Origin of the sequence: Flavobacterium branchiarum, from assembly GCF_030409845.1 — a bacterium.
Classification (GTDB): Bacteria; Bacteroidota; Bacteroidia; order Flavobacteriales; family Flavobacteriaceae; genus Flavobacterium; species Flavobacterium branchiarum.
Genome location: NZ_JAUFQQ010000005.1, coordinates 1,445,688 through 1,462,864, shown reverse-complemented (window position 1 = coordinate 1,462,864; position 17,177 = coordinate 1,445,688). Strand labels below are relative to the sequence as shown.

The following is a 17,177-nucleotide window of genomic DNA, read 5'->3' as shown; positions in this document are numbered from 1 at the left end:
AATACCCTGACTAGGCATAAAACATCCCCTTTTAACATCAATTTAAAACAGCCGATTGTCTCTTAATATTAAATTCTCATTATGATAACATCTTGGTAACGTTATGTTAACCTTGATGGGTGATTTTTGCATTCTGAATGAGGAGTTAAAAAAATAAGATGAGAAAATTTTTAGTTATTGCTTTATTTTTAATGGTGTGTATCGCCCACGCACAAGAGATATATAAGCAAGAGATCAAGAAAGAGGTAGTTCGTATTCTAGATTCTATTAATAAGGCAAAAGAAACGTCGATTATTATGGGACCTAATATTGAGCCTACTCATGATAAAGAAGAAAAGGACCGTTGGTATGATAAAATATCATTAAGAGGTTATGCTCAAATAAGATACAATGGTTTGTTTTCTACCAATGATAAAGTTTCTTGTGAGCAATGTGATAAGTCGTGGGGAACAACATCAACAGAACCAGGTGCTAAGTCTAATAATGGCCTTTTTATAAGACGCGCACGGTTAGTGTTTTCAGGACAGGTACATCCTAATGTGTTTTTTTACTTTCAGCCAGATTTTGCTAGTTCACCTAGTACAGGAATTAATAACTTCGTTCAAATTAGAGACATCTATTTTGATATTTCTTTTGATCCTAAAAGAGAATATCGTGTTCGTGTAGGACAAAGTAAAATCCCTTATGGTTTCGAGAACATGCAATCAAGTTCGGTTCGACTTACATTGGATAGAAATGACGCTATGAATAGTGCTATATTAAATGAGCGTGATTTGGGAGTGTTCTTTTATTGGGCACCAAGTAAAATAAGAGAGCGTTTTGAAATGTTAGTAAAAGACGGTTACAAAGGTTCAGGTGATTACGGTGTTTTTGCTTTTGGAGCATATAATGGTCAGTATTCTAATAAATTAGATAGCAACAGAGATCTAAATTTTGTAGCAAGAGCCACTTATCCATTTGTAATTGGAAATCAAATTATCGAGCCAGGAATTCAGGCCTATACTGGAAAATGGGCATTTACCAACGAAATTACAGCAGGAGTGCCAGTAAATGCTGATAGGCAATATGTAAAAGACCAGAGAGTAGGAGCAACTTTTGTTTTGTACCCGAAACCTTTTGGTATACAAACAGAATATAATATTGGTAAAGGACCTCGTTATAACAAAGAAACAAATAGTGTTGATGTAACAAATATAAATGGGGGGTATGTTTTATTAAATTATAAACTTGATTTAGGAAAACAATTATTATATCCTTTCGCAAAATTTCAATATTATGATGGAGGAAAAAAATATGAAAAAGATGCCCGAAGCTACGTAGTTAGAGATTATGAAATCGGGGTTGAATGGCAACCGATTAAAGCCCTTGAACTTACAGCAGAATATGTTATTTCTGACAGAACTTTTGAAGATAGTGTATTACCAAATAACAGACAGCAAGGGAATTTATTGAGAATACAAGCTCAATTTAATTTCTAAAAAAATATAAAAATGGAGTTTATTGTTTTTCGAAAACGGAAAATAATGAGCTCCATTTTACTTTCTTTTTGTATTGAGGCAATCCGTTATATTTATTTACTTTGGCAATATCCTCAATCTTAAAATCTTCTTGTAGCGCATAAGGAACAAGCCCTTCTTTTTCTAGTTTCTCAGCAAGGTATATTTGTTCATATTGACCAGGAGTTGGTATAAAGAAAGCCTTTTTCTCCAATTTAACCAAGTCCATAACAGTTGTATAGCCAGAACGACACAGGATTAGTTCACTTTCGTTAAACGTTTGTTCCAGCTGTCTTGTATTCATGAAATTATAATAGGTGATATTCTCAACAACCTCCTTTTTTTGGTCTTTATCAACTATGCCTTTTATAAAAACAACTTTTCCTTTGTAACGAAGGACTTCTTTTTTTAATTTTTCCTCAAGATAACCACGTTGAGGTTCTGGACCAGATAGGATAACCATTAAGTCATACACTTTTGGGGTTTCTTTTTTACGCATTCTGCTTAACGGACCAATATATCTTAACTTAAGTTTTTTGTTTTTTAAATGGCCCAATTCACCCGTAAGATTTGGTTCTTTTTTCATGTCTGGAATCCAACATTCAGTATGTTTTTTTATAAAATATTGGTGGCATTTAGTCGTAAACCAAGTAGTATTTCCTGTCATTACATTCAATTGATGTGTAACAAAAACAGAAGGTATTTTATTGGAGTAAACCCCTAAGCGATTATCAGAAATAATACCATCTATACCATATTTCTTTATCCAAGAATTCACCATCTTTTTTTCGTCCAAGATGGCTTCAATCATTTTAGGACAATTCTTGATTAATTTCCATTTAAAGTTTTTGCCATTTTTTGCATATTCTATTTGATAAGAAGGCAATTCGAGAGTTTGGATATAAGGAAATTCTTTTCGTAATAATTCCAAAGCAATACCATCAGAGGCAATTATTGGAATGTAATTATTTTCCTGAAGCGCCTTAATTATCGGAATGCATCTTGTAGCGTGACCTAAACCCCAATTTAAAGGAGCAATCAGAATAGTTTTATTGGTTGTATCTAGATTCATATAGAATAGGGTTATTTTTAGTTAACCCTGCGAAAGTTACAAACAGTAAGTGTTTTCCTTATTTGTAAATGATTACTAAAATATTAAGTTATTATTTTAGTAGAAGCAAAAAAGGTTAGACATCATAAGATGTCTAACCTTTTTTAGTTTAATCAAGAAGCAGTTATTTATTCTTGAATGTAAGTTTTGTTTCCATTAGAATTAATGTAATATTTGCCACCTCTTGGACCAGTATAAACTTTTTTACCGTTATACTCACCCGTAACTTTATCAGCTACTTTAGGCGCTTTTTCATTCGTTTCTTTAACCTTTTTTGCAGTAGTTTTTGATGTTGCTTTGGTATCAGCTTTAGCTTTGTCTACTTTTTCAGTAGCTGCCTTAGTATCCGCTTTAGCCTTTGTTATTTTTTTTGTAGCATCATCGTTTGCGGTTTTGGCATCTGTTTTAGCTTTAGCCGCTTTTTTTGTAGCTGATTCTTCTGCTTTAGTAGTCTTAGCTTTAGTATCTGCTTTTGTTTTTGCAACCTTGTCATCTACACTTTTGGTAGCTGTAGTTTTTTCTTTAGTTGCTTTTTTTTCTGCTGTAGTTTTAGAGTCAGTAGCCTTTTTTTTCTCTTTAGCAGCTTCTGTTTTAGCTTTGGCTTTAGTAGTTTTCACAGCAGTTTCTTGAGCGTAAAAATTACTAGAGAAAACTAACATAAAACAAAGTAATAATAGTTTTTTCATGTTTATAAGGTGTTAAAATTCATAATAAAATTAAACAATTAATTGGAATGTTTTTAGAAATGTGTTAAAAATAAGCCCTTAGTTGAATGTTTCCTGTATGAATGGTAGTTCCAATTTCAGCTTTCCGTCCTTGATAGTTTAAGTTAATGTCTAAAAACTGTGTGATATTCTTTTGTAATAACAATCTCCATACCAAATTTTGCCCCGTTTGAAGCCCTTCTAGCATTTGAAAACCTACAGATGAAAACTCATTGCCCGTGAATTTATTCTGGTAAAAAGAAAACTCTCCATTTAACGTTATTTTTTTCTCACCTGCATAAGAGAATGAGGTTCCTAATCGAGTTTGTTTTAAGCTTTCTTCCTCTCCAATTTGATTGTCCTTGTTCTGAATCTCATAAAAGAAATCCAAACTGGTACTCTTAGAAAATAAATAACTAATTTTTGGAGCCAATTGATACCCCATTAACTTGTAATTTTTTTCAGGGAAACTTTCAGAAATAAGATCTGTTTGAATAGTTTTAGTAAAAAAACCAAGTAGCCAGCTTTTATCATACAAATGGGAATATTGCAATTGATGTGAGCTGTTAGTAGCTTTTTGTGATCCTATTGTAAGTAAGTTGCTGTTTTTGTTTTGTAAATAGGTATAAGTCGTAGAATGTTTTTGTTTCCCTCGATTGTAAAATAAACTGTTTCTAAAACTAGAATTCAAACCCAATACATTTTCATCAGAAGAATTAAATGGATTAAGTTCAAAACGATCTCCATTACTTTTTACTTTTCGGTCTATTATAAATGAGGTTTGATTGTAAAAATACGAGATTAACTTTTTTATTCCCGTTTCATTAATCCATTGATTAGGGTTTAAGGTAACAGATTGTGAAAATTTATTCTGATTTGTCTTAATATAGACGCGATTAGGCAAAAAGATTCGGATATATTTTGCTTGGTCAATAAATGCTGCGACTTCAAACTCTTGTAATTCCTGAATACCATTGTTGTTATAATCTATCCAAGTATAAACTCCTTGTCCAGCTGGAACTTCTATATACGTATAATCCTGTTGAGGCATCGTTCCAGAGCTAGTTTCATAAGCAGTAGTAGTTTGGATAAACTGGTTAAAAAAGCGATCGTTATAAAGAATTCTAGAGTTCAAAGATGGTTCTTTCTTTTTAGTAACATCTTCAAAATTCAATACTCTATAGCTAGCATATACCGATAAGTCACTTTTAGCAGTTTGTATCAATTTTGATCTCAGATAGTACGTCTGAGAGTTGTTTACATGTTGTAACAATCCGTTTTGCAAACTATCATTACTTCGCCTTAAAAAACCTAATTCTACAAATACTTTAGTGCTATCTCCACGACCGACAAACAAACCATATTCATTAAATCTTTGGCTTAAAGCCGAAAATTGATTGGTGTTTTTATTTTTTTCCTGATTGTCTTCGAGTTGTAAAGTACCACCAATCCAGTTTTTACTAAAATGGTACCGCGCTTGGGTTTGATTTCTTAAGAACTTTGAAGTTGATATATTACTATCACTATTAAGCAAGCTGCCTTGATTTTGAACGGACCAATTTTTTAATCTAAAGAGTCCGCTTACAGTATGACGACTTCCTGAATAAGTTTCGGTAAAATCTAAATTTTCAAATTGATAGGTTACTAGGCCAGCATTAGACGATTTTTTTTGAGGAAATAAATCGAAGGTTAGTCCTGAAATTAATAAACTCTGATTTCCAAAACGAGTGGCAGGAAGATTCCAATCTCGATCAAACTCTATATTGTAAAGTCGCTCAACCGATTTAAAATCTTGCTGAATAAATTGATAGTTTATAAATGCATCTAGATTCCAGCTTTTGCTAAACAAGCGTTGCTTTGCATTTATTTTGGCAGCAATTCCTTTATTGTCGTTATCTTGTACATTCGAAAATAAGTTAGCATCATTGTTACTCACTCCAATTTCGAAATCAAAATTTGTTTTTTCAGTTGGATTATACTTTCCTAAAAAGGTAGCTACTTGTATTTTTATAGGAGCAACAAGTTTAACAATTGGAGCATAATTCCCTTGTGGAACCCCATTTATAGGTGCTATATATTCATAAATACGATCTATAGTATTTACATTCTTAAGGATGTAATTTGCAGACTGAGCACCAATCAAGTTGAATTTTACATTGTACAATTCCTCCTTTGGATCGTTAGAAAACTCGTAAACTTCCTCGCCATTTACTATTGTTTTTTTGTAAAGAATTTTATTGTCAGAATAAGTGTCTGCATATGCAGAGGGAGCAATCATGGCATTTGTATCATCACCAGCGTTGCTTAATATTGCTACTTGCTCCTTGGTTAAATTTTGTTGAAGAGGTTGGTTTTTTAAGTCATTTTCGGAATATAGATAACCTCCAAAACTCCATTTTTTATTTTCATGAGTAACGCCAGCATAGGTTACAAATCGGGTATAGTTTTGATTAGAATATTGGTATTCAATACTTATTCGCATTTCGGAAGTAATGGTAAAAAGTGACGTAAATGTGATTTCACCAGCATTATAGTAGATAGTATAATCTTTATTCTCTCCACGTTTTAATAAAATGCCGTTTACATATACCCGTTCAGAACCCGAAATAACCAGTATGTACAATTCACCATTTTGACCAGTTAACTTATAAGGCCCTTGGTTGCCTTCTTGGCCAGTAAGCGTGCTTTTAGCATATTGCCCTTTAACTAAAGCTGCTGAAGCAAATACATTTGTTTTACTGTCATCATCACCAAAGTTAAAATTTACAGCAAGCCCTTGAACTTTTTTATCAAAATTTAGAAATTGTGTTTTTTTATTCTCCAGAAAAATATCTCCCGCTCGTAATGCCCAATTATTACTAAAAAGCTCGATAAAAATATTATCAAATTGATCTAGTTTTTGAGAATAACCTCCGTCTTGTAGCGGAATATTATTGTCTTGCAATGAAGCACGAATACTAACATTGTCTGATATTTTTCCTGTAATCTGAAGGTCTAAATTAGAATTTAAAACTGTGTTTTGATTGTTACCAACTGTGATTCCGCGAGTAATACTCCCCGAAGTGGTTAATCCATCAAAAGGGATAACAGATTTTGTGTTTTTGGGCTGTATTTGATATAGTGATTCAGCCGTTGCTCCATTACTCACAATTCGATTAGAATCGTAAATTTTATACTCTTTAGTTAATATATCAGGAAGTTTTAAATATTCAACTGTAAGAGAATCAGTGATTGAAGTTAGCTTTTTGTTTAAAAGTAAAGTTCCTTTTTGAAAGTTTATTTTGTATAAACTGCTGTCAATGAGAGTTTTATTTGTGTCGAGAAGTTTAAAGAAACTAGAGTTAATACTGTGATTTTCTAGATGAATTGTATCTCGAGAAGAACCAATTTTTTTGGTTTTATAATGCGAGTTTATCTCCTGGGCATGAAGTCCATAACAAGAGATAATTACAAACCAAAATAGTAGTTTTTTAATCATAAATACTTTAACTCCAAAAGATCAAAAGTAGTATTTATAATTGTGAAATTTAAGTAAGGTTTTTATCAATGAATTAAAGAATATAGTAAACTTGTATTTTTATCGCTTACAAACAAAAGAAATAAATATTTTTAAGTTATTGAATGTCTGGAAGTAAAATAGTTGAATAGTTTAGGAGTTAGTCTTGTTTTTTCTTCTTGAATTGTACTGATAACCAATTCCGATGATAACAATTACTAAGACAATAAATTTAAAGCCATCTTCCATAGTATTTTTGATTTTTAAAGTGTTACTAAATAATTCTTTTGTAATACGAATTCGAGTATTTTTAAATAATTATCAATTCATTAAATAGATTTGTTTTACTCTTATTTACATTATATAAAACAGCTATTTTTTACTGTCTTTATAAGTTTTATATCTATAACCTAAGGCTATAATTATAATTAGTAAGCTCATTGTTATAGATCCATTACTCATAATTTTTTAATTTTTAGCATTATAGTATACTCAAGTAGTTACTAAATAATTCATTTGTAATACGAATATACATATTATTTTTAATCTGTTGCTAAGTCAAATGACCGATTATTGGTGTATCTCTATTTTCTAAAAAGATGTGGATATTTAGTATTAGTCGATGAAACATAGTATTGTGGTAAACAAGTTTTCGAAACAATTAGTAGGTCGGTATATGGTTAGAGTAGATAATCTAAAAAAACTTCAGTTATTAATAATTTACCTAACAGAATTGCAAATAAAAGATTAAAAAGAGAAAGTGAACTATAAGTGCTAAGTCGTTGCGGTTTTCAGGACTAAACCAAGTGTAATGCACTCAGTATCTGGTGTGTTATTCTTCTTGTGTTTTTGTTTTATAGTAAAGAGCTGAGAGAAGTTTTTTAATCATTTACATAAGATAATTCGTTGTTTCTAAGTTTAATACGTTAAAAGTAAAATATTTCTTATATTTTTGTAGTTTAAAAACTATATCATGAATGTTACAGTAGGAAATAAATTGAAAAAAATACGTAAACAAAAAGATCTATCACAAGAGGAAATAGCAAGTTCTTTGAAACTGTCACAATCTACGTATGCACGTATAGAAAGAGGCGAAAGTGGTTCATGGGCTAGTCATATCAATATAATATGTGAGGTTTTTGAGATAAGCCCTGAAGATTTGTTTAAGGTTGAAATAGCAGAAGAGAAAGAAGAGAGCAGCAACTTGAATGAAACTTCCATTATCAATCAATTGTCTAATAAGATAATAGAGCAATATGAAGCGCGAATAAAAGAATTGAAAAAAGTAATAAAAGATTTAAAAAGAAAACGAGATTTATAAAAAAATCGAGGTTTCACTTAAAAAGAAACCTCGAAAAGGGCATGAAATAGATTGAGTCATCAAGCAATAGAATGTTTGGTTATTTGATGTTTGAGTCAATTTTATTTTGAAGGAGGAAATTTAGAACAAGCTAATATTCCAATATGTATGAAAAGGGCCGATGTAAATCCATATAATAAAGCAACATATATTTTTATGTCTTTGCGGTGTTCGTATATAGTATTCCAACTAAATTCTTTATCACTAAAAAAGCGTGACGAAAAAAAGATTACTGTTGTTATAAAAACTAAGAAGATATTCCAACGTATACCTGTTCTACGTATTTTTTCAAAGATTGTCATTTTTTATCATTTTTTGGAAATCTCATTCCATGTCTTAAAAACAAAAGAAAAGCTATTGCTAATGCAATTGCTAAATAAAGTTTAGGGTCAGATTTGTGATCGATTATTTTTTGAAAAGAGAATGAATCCCCATCAAAAAAAAGAATCCAGAACATTATAATGACTGTGATAGGGCTAAATACATAGTTGTAGATAAGAACTAATTTTTTTTTATTATTTGGTTTCATAATCTATTTTGTAAATTTTATTATAGTATTTTCTGAAGCATTTAGAACCGTATTAATTAGAGCATCAGCATTTTTAAATATATAAAAATCTAATTGTTCAGGGTCATTTTTAACAACAATCTCTCTATAGAAATATTCAGTGTTAAGATATTTAACTTCTAATTTCGTAGGTTGCATTACACAATCTACAGCAGCCCATGTAAGCTCAACAAGTCCTCCTCCGATTGCACCTTTGACAGCACCAAAAACGGCACCTCCTACGGCTCCTACTGTTGTGCCTATTCCTGGTAAAGCTACAGTTCCTCCGCCAGCCCCCACAATAGCGTCACCTACAGCTCCTACAAGCGCTCCTGCTGCAACTGCTCTCCCGATTGATTTTCCTTTTTGTCCCATGCAATTTCCAAAACCAGTTTCTTTTTTAGTTTTATTTGTTTGGGATTTATTTAAAAGCATTCCAATTTCATTAGTTACTTTTTCGATTGTGTTGAATATGAAGGTAGCTTCATTTTTAAAATCTGTTGAAAAATTGTCTTCATTGAGTAAAATTCTTTTAGAATTTAAAAGATCCACTATTTTATTGTCGTAACAGTTCGCTAAATCTTGATAAAAAAGGAGCATAAATTTTTGCTCTTTGTAATTATAGTGAGGAGCTAACGTAATTTTGATATTAGTTTCTTCTGGAATGCTTTTACCGGTATTTAGTGCGGATGTTTCTGTTTTAAAATATTTGAGATAATTACCTGCATTATTAGAATTAATGGACATTTTGTGGAACGAATTAATCTGTTTGTCTACTGATATATTTAAAGCAGAATAATCAATAATATTTGTTTGTTCAATTTTTAAAGAATCAGTATCACTGCAAGAATATGACATACTGACAAACGTAATTAATAAAAAAAGTTTTTTCATAGCTATATAACTTAATGGTTAGCACTAATTTATTGACATAACAAATCTATATAAGAGTTTAAACAATCCTTGTTCTAAAATCGGTTATTTTAGCTTTTTTTTATGTTTTTGTGTAAATTTTCTTATTTTTGAGTGATGTAATACTCGAATTATGAATGTAATCATAGGAAAAAAGTTAAAAAAATTACGTAAAAACAAAAACCTATCTCAAGAACAAATAGCTGATTTTCTATGTATATCTCAGTCTGCGTATGCTAGGATAGAAAGAGGGGAAAGCAATTCTTGGTCAAGTCATATCAATATAATATGTGAGGTTTTCAAAATAAGTCCAGTTGAGTTAATGAAGGAGGATATTGTAGATGAAGATGAAGAGAGTAACAGTTTAAAAGAAAGTCTTATTAGCAATCCATTGTCAGAAGAATTAATAGAACAATATGCAGTAAGAATAAGAGTACTGGAAAAAGTTATAAAAGAATTAAAAATAATAATTAAGGATCATAAACTCAAAAGTAGCAACTAGGCAACTTTATGATTGATTTTTAAAGGTAGAATTAGAATTTTATAAAACGCTTGATAGTATTTATGATTGGAATTAAAATTAAGGAACTAAGAAAAATTAAAGAATTATCTATAATCGAATTGTCTAATAAATTAGGGGTTGGCTATTCAGAATTGTATAATATTGAAAGTGGAAAAAATAAAAAAATTGAATTTTTATTAATGGATAAGGTTTGTAATGTGTTTGATGTTGATTTTAATTATTTTTTAAAAAGTCCTAATCCAAAAGTATTTAATGATGATAAAATTATGGGGCGCTTGACTGAGATTGCGATGCTGTGCGTTTATCGAAAAATAATAAAACAAAATGAAGTGCAAATTGTAGAATTGAAGCAGGTAATAAAAGATTTAAAAAGAAGAAGAGATTTATAAAAATAATAAGGTTTCACTTTTGGTGAAACCTTATTGTATATTGAATTATGTAATTAGCTTTTCGAAAGAAGCTTAATTTAATTCTTTTGTTACCATTTGCATAGTTTCGCGGCTCACTTGTTTTAGTAAAACTTCTTTATTTTCTTCAACAGCTTCGGCTGCTTTATCATCAAAATGACGAATAGTGTACAGGGTAACATTTTCGCTAAAATCTACTTTGAATTTTTTAGAAAGAATAGCGTTCATATCATTGAAATTTTCAAATTTATCTTCTACACAAACAGAAAAACTAATCGCTGAGTTTTGAATTAAATTTACTTTAATTTTAAATTCATGGAATAAAGCAAAAATCTCACTGATATTTTCTTCCATTATAAAAGAAAAATCTATTGATGAAAGCGAAATTAAAAGTTGGTTTCTCTTTACAATAAAACAAGGTAAATAAGGCTCTAAATCGACTCCCTTAGAAACACTAGTTCCTTTTAGTAATGGGTTTATGAAAGATTTTACATACAACGGAATTTCTTTTTTCTGTAAAGGTTGTAATGTTTTTGGATGAATAACAGTTGCTCCGTAAAACGCCAATTCGATGGCTTCACGATATGAAATCTGATTAAGTAAACTTGCGTTTTCAAAATAACGAGGGTCAGCATTCATTACTCCAGGAACATCTTTCCAGATCGTAACACTTTCAGCATTTAAGCAATAAGCAAAAATTGCAGCAGTGTAATCTGATCCTTCACGGCCTAAAGTAGTAGTAAAATTGTTTTCATCGGCACCTAAGAATCCTTGAGTGATGTTTAAGATATTTCGCTTTACATTTTTACCAATATTTTTTTGAGTTACTTCCCAGTCTACTTCAGCATCTCTGTATGTAGCGTCAGTTTTTATAAAGTTACGTACATCGATCCATTGGGTATGAATACCCATGAAATTCATGAAATGACTTATGATAGTAGTCGAAATTAATTCTCCAAAGCTTACAATCTGGTCATAAACAAAGTTATAGTTAGGAGATTTGTTGTTAGCTAGAAAATATTCTAATTCTGAGAAAAAGGCATTTACAGCTGTAAAGACTTCATTTTTTTCATCTTCAAATAAATCCAACAATATTTGGTTATGGTATTTTTTTACTTCCTGAACAGACGAATTTAGCTCGTTCGATTTCTCAAAATAATTCTTTATTACAACCTCAAGAGCGTTTGTGGTTTTCCCCATAGCCGAAACTACAAGCAATACATCTTCATAACCTACCTTTTGCAAAACGTCATATACGTTTTTAATTCCTTCAGCATCTTTTACTGAGGCACCACCAAATTTGAATACTCTCATTATTTATTGTTATATATTTTGTTTTAAGTTATTGTTTTTATCTAAAAAAGTATTGATTCCTGCTTCGTCCATCTGAACGACACGCCATTCTTCGAATACTTTTGCGCCAGAATTCTCATAGAATTTAATTGCAGGAGTATTCCAATCAAGTACATTCCATTCAACTCTTCTTACGTTGTCCTTTTTGGCCTGTTGCATTATCTCGGAGTATAATGCCATTCCTAAACCAGATCCACGCATTTTATCTTTAACGATTAAATCTTCTAAATGTATCGTTTTGCCTTTCCAGGTAGAAAAGCGGTAATAGTATAAAGCAATTCCAACTATTTCGGTATCCACCTCGGCCACAAATACATGAAAAAGAGGACTCTCGCCAAAGCCATCACGAATTAAATCGCTCTCAGTAACTAAAACTGCAGCAGGTTCTTTTTCGAATATGGCCAACTCCTGAATCAAGCCTAATACAGCTTTCATATCTTCAGGATTTCCTTTTCTAATATTCATAAATTCTTATTATTAATATGTTTATATCTAAAATAATGGTTTTTTGGAACTTGTTTTTTGCTTTTGATTAACAAATATACAATACGTAGAAACTAACTAAATAATTTTTAAATCAATTTCACAAAAAAGGCGATATTTGTGACTTCAAAAAAAAACCTCTACAACGATATAGTATAATGGAAGAACGCAATAAAACATTAGGTGAGTTTATCATCGAAAACCAAAAAGCATTTCAGTATTCGTCTGGTGAACTATCCAGAATCATCAATTCTATACGATTGGCCGCTAAAGTGGTTAATTATAAAGTTAACAAAGCTGGTCTGGTGGATATCGTTGGAGCAGCGGGAGAGCAAAACATTCAAGGAGAAGATCAGCAAAAACTAGATGTGTATGCAAATGAAGTTTTTATTCAAACTTTAATTAATCGCGAAATTGTTTGCGGAATTGCTTCAGAGGAAAATGATGACTTCATTACTGTTCAAGGAAGTGATAACAGCCATAACAATAAATATGTGGTTTTGATGGATCCGCTTGACGGATCGTCTAATATTGATGTGAATGTTTCAGTAGGAACCATTTTTTCTGTTTACAGAAGGATTACACCAATAGGAACGCCAGTTACACTTGATGATTTTTTACAGCCAGGTGTTAATCAAGTTGCTGCAGGATATGTAATTTATGGAACTTCGACAATGTTGGTTTACACAACAGGTCATGGAGTAAACGGATTTACATTAAATCCCGCGATTGGAACATTTTATCTGTCGCATCCAAACATGAAATATTCAAAAGATGGAAAAATTTACTCTGTTAACGAAGGGAACTATATTCATTTTCCACAAGGAGTAAAAGATTATATTAAATATTGCCAGCACGAAGAAGATGATCGTCCTTATACTTCAAGATACATTGGAAGTTTAGTGTCAGATTTTCATCGAAACATGATTAAAGGAGGTATTTATCTGTATCCAACAAGTAGCAAAGCACCAAACGGAAAGCTTCGTTTATTGTATGAATGTAATCCTATGGCATTTATAGCAGAGCAAGCAGGAGGAAAGGCATCTGATGGTTTTAGTAGAATCATGGAAATTAATCCTACCGAATTGCACCAACGCGTTCCATTCTTTTGTGGAAGCTATAATATGGTTGAAAAAGCAGAAGAGTTTATGCTAAAAGCGAAACAATAAAAAAATAAAACCCGACAAGTAAATAAATACTGTCGGGTTTGTTTTTTAGTAGCAGTGTTTAGTTTTAGTTTGAAAACTGAATACAGCGACTGTGACTTTTTTTAGTATCAGCGTCTTAGTTTTTAGTCTAGTTTGAAAACTGAAAACTGAAAACTGAAAACTGAAAACTGTGAGCTTTTTTAGTATCTGTGTCGTGGTTCTAGTTTGAAAACTGAATACTGCGACTGTGACTTTTTTTAGTATCAGTGTCTTAGTTTTAGTTTGAAAACTGAAAACTGAATACTGTGACTGTGAATTTTTTATTTATTCATATTCTGCATTTCGAAAGTAAAAGTATCTAAATCTACTTTTTTATCTACTAATGAAAGTGCTTTTGCAATGATATAGTTTACGTTTCCTGGAGTAAATCCTAATGCTAAACCAAATCTTCTTAGCATAATTTCTTGGCTGTCTCCCATTTGGTGGTCTACGTGTACCATACGAGCCAAATCGTATAAACGCTCTAAACGTTGAGAATACAAATAAGGTGCGTTTATTGGGTGTTTCATAGGATCAGCAAGAATCTCTTTGTATTCTTCATCTGAAATTTCCAATCGAGAAGCTAACTTGTCTAAAAAAGTTTTTTCTTCTTGATTAGTTTTTCCATCAGCAAGGGCTACGCGAACAATAGCCGAAAAGTGACCTTTATTTCTTAGTTTAAATTCGCTATCAAATAAATCTGAAAATGACATAATAAGTTGGTTTTTTGTACTACAAAGATAAATCTATTTTTAAATTATTAATTTTAATTTTTTTATAATTTTTATAATTCAAGAAACTGCAATTTTAACTTATTTTTATCCAATCATTTTGAACTAGCAATCTACCATTTTCAAAATTAATCGTAAGTTTACAAACCCTTTATCAATTAAAATTAAAATACCCATGTCAGATTTTTGGATTTATTTTCAAATAGGATTAAAACACGTTCTAGATATTAATGCATACGATCACGTAATGTTTTTAATGGCTTTAACTATCCCTTATTCATTTAAGGATTGGAAAAGAATTTTATTGCTCGTAACTATTTTTACTGTTGGTCATACCTTAGCGTTATTGCTTTCGGTTTATGGAGTTGTTACTATCAAAGTAAGTCTTGTCGAATTTTTAATTCCGATAACGATTCTAATGACAGCCTTTTTTAATTTTTTCACAGCAGGGAAATCTTCTAAAACAGAAAGTATTAATTTAGTGTTTTTTATAACGCTTTTCTTTGGGATAATTCATGGATTAGGATTCTCTAATTATTTTAAAACAATATTAGGAGGTAGTCCAACATCAAAATTGTTGCCTTTGGGTGAATTTGCATTAGGGATTGAGGCAGCACAAATTATTGTGGTTTTTATAGTTTTAATACTCTCATATATTGTTCAAACTATTTTCCGTTTTTCAAAACGTGATTGGACTTTGGCTATGTCGGCTTTTGTAATAGGTGTTGTGATTCCGATGGTTATTGAGAGCGAAATATGGAATAGATAAAAATGGAAAAAGAAAAATTAAATAGATACGACAAAGCCTATTTGCGAATAGCAAAAGAGTGGAGTCTGTTGTCTTATTGCAAACGCAAGCAAGTTGGTGCGATTATCGTAAAGGATCGTATGATTATTTCAGATGGCTATAATGGTACACCAACTGGATTTGGAAATTGTTGTGAAGATGATGAAGGTTTAACGCGTTGGGATGTTTTACATGCAGAGGCCAACGCTATTTTAAAAGTAGCGCGATCAACCCAATCTTGCGAAGGAGCAACGTTGTATATAACGCTTTCACCTTGTAAAGAATGTAGTAAGTTGATTCATCAGTCGGGAATAAAAAGAGTAGTTTACCAAAATGGATATCGTGATGATGCCGGAATTGATTTTTTAATAAAAGCGGGCGTAGAAGTCGAGCATATTCCCGTATTAGAAGAGTAGAGAATTCCTGTAATTAAAAGGCAGGATTACTTATGAAGAACAACAAAAGCTTGTTCTCCTAAAATAAATATTAGCTACATATGAAATTCAATACTAAATATTTACCAATAGTTATTGGAGCGACCTTGGCTCTAGGGGTAATACTAGGGAGCTTATTAAGTACCCCAGCTCAAGATCAGTTTTTAGCTAAGAACACCTCTAAAAACAAGCTTAATAAATTAATTGATTTCATTAATAACGAGTATGTCGATAAAGTAAATACAGATTCAATAGTTAATCTTACAGTCGATAATATTCTATCAAAATTAGATCCTCATTCCGTTTATATTCCGCCGAGTGAGCTTGCAGAAGTTGCCGAAAGCATGAAAGGTGATTTTGTTGGAATTGGAGTGAATTTCTATATGTACAGAGACTCTGTTGCAATAATAAAACCAATAGAAAATGGCCCTTCGGCAAAAGCAGGAATCCAATCAGGAGATAGAATTTTATATGTTGGTAAAACTAAATTATTCGGACGCAAACTTCCGTCTGATAGCTTGTTTGCTAAATTAAAAGGAAAGAAAGGAACAGAGATAGAGCTTACCGTTTATCGTAAATCCGAACAAAAGAAATTAAAAGTTAAAATAAAAAGAGACATTATCCCTATAAAGAGCGTTGATGTGTCGATTTTATTGGATAAAAACACAGGCTACATAAAGATTAATCGTTTTGCAGAAACAACCTATGCAGAGTTTAAATCAGGCTTAACCAAGCTAAAGCAAAAGGGAATTCAATCGTTAATTGTCGACCTTCGTGACAACGGAGGAGGCTATATGGAAGAAGCTGTTGCTATAGCCGATGAATTCTTGAAAGACAAGCAACTTATTGTTTTTACCAAAAATAAGAATGGGGATACCGAAAAAACGTATGCTACAGGAAGCGGGAGTTTTGAAAATGGAAAAGTATCAGTCTTAATCAATGAAAATAGTGCTTCGGCTAGTGAAATTTTGGCAGGAGCAATTCAGGATAACGACCGAGGAAATATAATAGGTCGTCGTTCGTTTGGAAAAGGATTAGTACAGCGCGAAATGGATTTTAATGATGGATCGGCTGTTCGATTAACCGTTGCGCGATATTATACGCCAACAGGGCGTTCTATACAAAAAACCTATAGCCATGGTAATGAAGATTATTTTAAAGAATCGGATTCCCGTTTTAGTAATGGAGAATTATACACTAAGGACAGTATTAAGGTTGTTGATTCGTTGAAGTACAAAACGCCAAAAGGTAAAATTGTTTATGGTGGTGGTGGTATTGTGCCAGATGTTTTTGTGCCTCTAGAAATAGAACACGGAACTGAGGGAACTGCTTATTTATTGCAAACAAGAGTTATTGGGCATTTTGTTTTCGAGCAATTGGATAAAAATAGGAAAGTGTTCTCGGGGTTGAATTACCAAGAGTTTGTTGAAAAAATGAAGTCAACAGACGATTATTTTAAATCTTTCCAAAAGTATCTTCTTAAAAACGGACTGAATTTAAATTTAGAGAAAAATAAAGCAATCATTAATCGTTATATTACAGCCGAATTTGCCAGACAACTGTATGGTGAGATCTATTACTACGATGTGATTCTTAAAAATGATGCAATGATTAAGGCTGTTTTGAATCAGAAAAAATAATTTTAA

General features: G+C 31.5%; 16 protein-coding genes. 8 read left to right on the top strand and 8 right to left on the bottom strand.

The genetic code is table 11. From position 1 onward, the window contains the following. Positions 1-158: 158 nt before the first annotated feature. Positions 159-1,478: a porin gene (locus QWY99_RS18275; protein ID WP_290267151.1), complete on the top strand. Its 1,320-nt coding sequence runs from the start codon at positions 159-161 to the stop codon at positions 1,476-1,478. Positions 1,479-1,497: 19 nt separating this feature from the next. On the opposite strand, the gene QWY99_RS18270 is transcribed toward QWY99_RS18275, so the two are convergent. The 3 genes from QWY99_RS18270 to QWY99_RS18260 all read right to left on the bottom strand — a co-directional run bounded on the left by QWY99_RS18270 (position 1,498) and on the right by QWY99_RS18260 (position 6,789). Then, complete coding sequence (locus QWY99_RS18270; protein ID WP_290267150.1) at positions 1,498-2,568, bottom strand: glycosyltransferase family protein; 1,071 nt, start codon at positions 2,566-2,568, stop codon at positions 1,498-1,500. Positions 2,569-2,735: 167 nt separating this feature from the next. Further along, a complete protein-coding gene (locus tag QWY99_RS18265) occupies positions 2,736-3,293 on the bottom strand; it encodes a hypothetical protein (RefSeq protein ID WP_290267149.1) in 558 nt (185 codons plus the stop codon). Positions 3,294-3,357: 64 nt separating this feature from the next. Further along, the gene (locus QWY99_RS18260; protein WP_290267148.1) at positions 3,358-6,789 is read right to left on the bottom strand and encodes a DUF8818 domain-containing protein; all 3,432 of its coding nucleotides are present in this window, start codon (positions 6,787-6,789) and stop codon (positions 3,358-3,360) included. Positions 6,790-7,780: 991 nt separating this feature from the next. Here QWY99_RS18260 and QWY99_RS18255 point away from each other — a divergent pair. After that, positions 7,781-8,128: a helix-turn-helix transcriptional regulator gene (locus tag QWY99_RS18255; protein ID WP_290267147.1), complete on the top strand. Its 348-nt coding sequence runs from the start codon at positions 7,781-7,783 to the stop codon at positions 8,126-8,128. Positions 8,129-8,229: 101 nt separating this feature from the next. On the opposite strand, the gene QWY99_RS18250 is transcribed toward QWY99_RS18255, so the two are convergent. Together QWY99_RS18250 and QWY99_RS18245 are read right to left on the bottom strand one after the other, a co-directional pair. After that, the gene (locus QWY99_RS18250; RefSeq protein WP_290267146.1) at positions 8,230-8,469 is read right to left on the bottom strand and encodes a hypothetical protein; all 240 of its coding nucleotides are present in this window, start codon (positions 8,467-8,469) and stop codon (positions 8,230-8,232) included. A gap of 230 nt (positions 8,470-8,699) precedes the next feature. Beyond that, a complete protein-coding gene (locus QWY99_RS18245; RefSeq protein WP_290267145.1) occupies positions 8,700-9,608 on the bottom strand; it encodes a hypothetical protein in 909 nt (302 codons plus the stop codon). 151 nt (positions 9,609-9,759) lie between these two features. Here QWY99_RS18245 and QWY99_RS18240 point away from each other — a divergent pair, with 151 nt between their 5' ends. After that, positions 9,760-10,128, top strand: a complete 369-nt coding sequence (locus tag QWY99_RS18240; RefSeq protein ID WP_290267144.1) for a helix-turn-helix domain-containing protein — start codon at positions 9,760-9,762, stop codon at positions 10,126-10,128. A gap of 62 nt (positions 10,129-10,190) precedes the next feature. Beyond that, positions 10,191-10,538 carry a helix-turn-helix domain-containing protein gene (locus QWY99_RS18235; RefSeq protein ID WP_290267143.1) on the top strand — a complete coding sequence of 116 codons (348 nt, stop codon included), beginning with the start codon at positions 10,191-10,193 and terminating at the stop codon, positions 10,536-10,538. 72 nt (positions 10,539-10,610) lie between these two features. On the opposite strand, the gene QWY99_RS18230 is transcribed toward QWY99_RS18235, so the two are convergent. Both QWY99_RS18230 and QWY99_RS18225 read right to left on the bottom strand, forming a co-directional pair. Next, on the bottom strand, positions 10,611-11,870 hold the full coding sequence (locus QWY99_RS18230) for an aspartate kinase (protein ID WP_290267142.1): 1,260 nt from the start codon (positions 11,868-11,870) through the stop codon (positions 10,611-10,613). A 9-nt stretch (positions 11,871-11,879) separates the two neighbouring features. Then, positions 11,880-12,374: a GNAT family N-acetyltransferase gene (locus QWY99_RS18225; protein ID WP_290267141.1), complete on the bottom strand. Its 495-nt coding sequence runs from the start codon at positions 12,372-12,374 to the stop codon at positions 11,880-11,882. 176 nt (positions 12,375-12,550) lie between these two features. On the opposite strand from QWY99_RS18225, the gene fbp reads away from it, so the two are divergent. Then, positions 12,551-13,561, top strand: a complete 1,011-nt coding sequence (gene fbp / locus QWY99_RS18220) for a class 1 fructose-bisphosphatase (protein ID WP_290267140.1) — start codon at positions 12,551-12,553, stop codon at positions 13,559-13,561. A gap of 299 nt (positions 13,562-13,860) precedes the next feature. Here the strand turns inward: fbp and QWY99_RS18215 are convergent, their stop codons facing one another. After that, the gene (locus tag QWY99_RS18215; protein WP_290267139.1) at positions 13,861-14,292 is read right to left on the bottom strand and encodes a tellurite resistance TerB family protein; all 432 of its coding nucleotides are present in this window, start codon (positions 14,290-14,292) and stop codon (positions 13,861-13,863) included. Positions 14,293-14,485: 193 nt separating this feature from the next. Between QWY99_RS18215 and QWY99_RS18210 the strand changes: the two genes are divergently transcribed. The 3 genes from QWY99_RS18210 (at position 14,486) to QWY99_RS18200 (ending at position 17,171) form a co-directional block, all read left to right on the top strand. Continuing rightward, complete coding sequence (locus QWY99_RS18210) at positions 14,486-15,079, top strand: HupE/UreJ family protein (RefSeq protein WP_290267138.1); 594 nt, start codon at positions 14,486-14,488, stop codon at positions 15,077-15,079. Positions 15,080-15,081: 2 nt separating this feature from the next. Continuing rightward, the gene (locus tag QWY99_RS18205; protein ID WP_290267137.1) at positions 15,082-15,513 is read left to right on the top strand and encodes a deoxycytidylate deaminase; all 432 of its coding nucleotides are present in this window, start codon (positions 15,082-15,084) and stop codon (positions 15,511-15,513) included. An 80-nt stretch (positions 15,514-15,593) separates the two neighbouring features. After that, the gene (locus tag QWY99_RS18200; protein ID WP_290267136.1) at positions 15,594-17,171 is read left to right on the top strand and encodes a S41 family peptidase; all 1,578 of its coding nucleotides are present in this window, start codon (positions 15,594-15,596) and stop codon (positions 17,169-17,171) included. Positions 17,172-17,177 lie beyond the last annotated feature (6 nt).

What these genes read in the sequence shown, in the direction of transcription:
- QWY99_RS18275 (WP_290267151.1), top strand. Translation starts at nt 159, where the DNA reads ATGAGAAAATTTTTAGTTATTGCTTTATTTTTAATGGTGTGTATCGCC.
- QWY99_RS18270 (WP_290267150.1), bottom strand. Translation starts at nt 2,568, where the DNA reads ATGAATCTAGATACAACCAATAAAACTATTCTGATTGCTCCTTTAAAT.
- QWY99_RS18265 (WP_290267149.1), bottom strand. Translation starts at nt 3,293, where the DNA reads ATGAAAAAACTATTATTACTTTGTTTTATGTTAGTTTTCTCTAGTAAT.
- QWY99_RS18260 (WP_290267148.1), bottom strand. Translation starts at nt 6,789, where the DNA reads ATGATTAAAAAACTACTATTTTGGTTTGTAATTATCTCTTGTTATGGA.
- QWY99_RS18255 (WP_290267147.1), top strand. Translation starts at nt 7,781, where the DNA reads ATGAATGTTACAGTAGGAAATAAATTGAAAAAAATACGTAAACAAAAA.
- QWY99_RS18250 (WP_290267146.1), bottom strand. Translation starts at nt 8,469, where the DNA reads ATGACAATCTTTGAAAAAATACGTAGAACAGGTATACGTTGGAATATC.
- QWY99_RS18245 (WP_290267145.1), bottom strand. Translation starts at nt 9,608, where the DNA reads ATGAAAAAACTTTTTTTATTAATTACGTTTGTCAGTATGTCATATTCT.
- QWY99_RS18240 (WP_290267144.1), top strand. Translation starts at nt 9,760, where the DNA reads ATGAATGTAATCATAGGAAAAAAGTTAAAAAAATTACGTAAAAACAAA.
- QWY99_RS18235 (WP_290267143.1), top strand. Translation starts at nt 10,191, where the DNA reads ATGATTGGAATTAAAATTAAGGAACTAAGAAAAATTAAAGAATTATCT.
- QWY99_RS18230 (WP_290267142.1), bottom strand. Translation starts at nt 11,870, where the DNA reads ATGAGAGTATTCAAATTTGGTGGTGCCTCAGTAAAAGATGCTGAAGGA.
- QWY99_RS18225 (WP_290267141.1), bottom strand. Translation starts at nt 12,374, where the DNA reads ATGAATATTAGAAAAGGAAATCCTGAAGATATGAAAGCTGTATTAGGC.
- fbp (WP_290267140.1), top strand. Translation starts at nt 12,551, where the DNA reads ATGGAAGAACGCAATAAAACATTAGGTGAGTTTATCATCGAAAACCAA.
- QWY99_RS18215 (WP_290267139.1), bottom strand. Translation starts at nt 14,292, where the DNA reads ATGTCATTTTCAGATTTATTTGATAGCGAATTTAAACTAAGAAATAAA.
- QWY99_RS18210 (WP_290267138.1), top strand. Translation starts at nt 14,486, where the DNA reads ATGTCAGATTTTTGGATTTATTTTCAAATAGGATTAAAACACGTTCTA.
- QWY99_RS18205 (WP_290267137.1), top strand. Translation starts at nt 15,082, where the DNA reads ATGGAAAAAGAAAAATTAAATAGATACGACAAAGCCTATTTGCGAATA.
- QWY99_RS18200 (WP_290267136.1), top strand. Translation starts at nt 15,594, where the DNA reads ATGAAATTCAATACTAAATATTTACCAATAGTTATTGGAGCGACCTTG.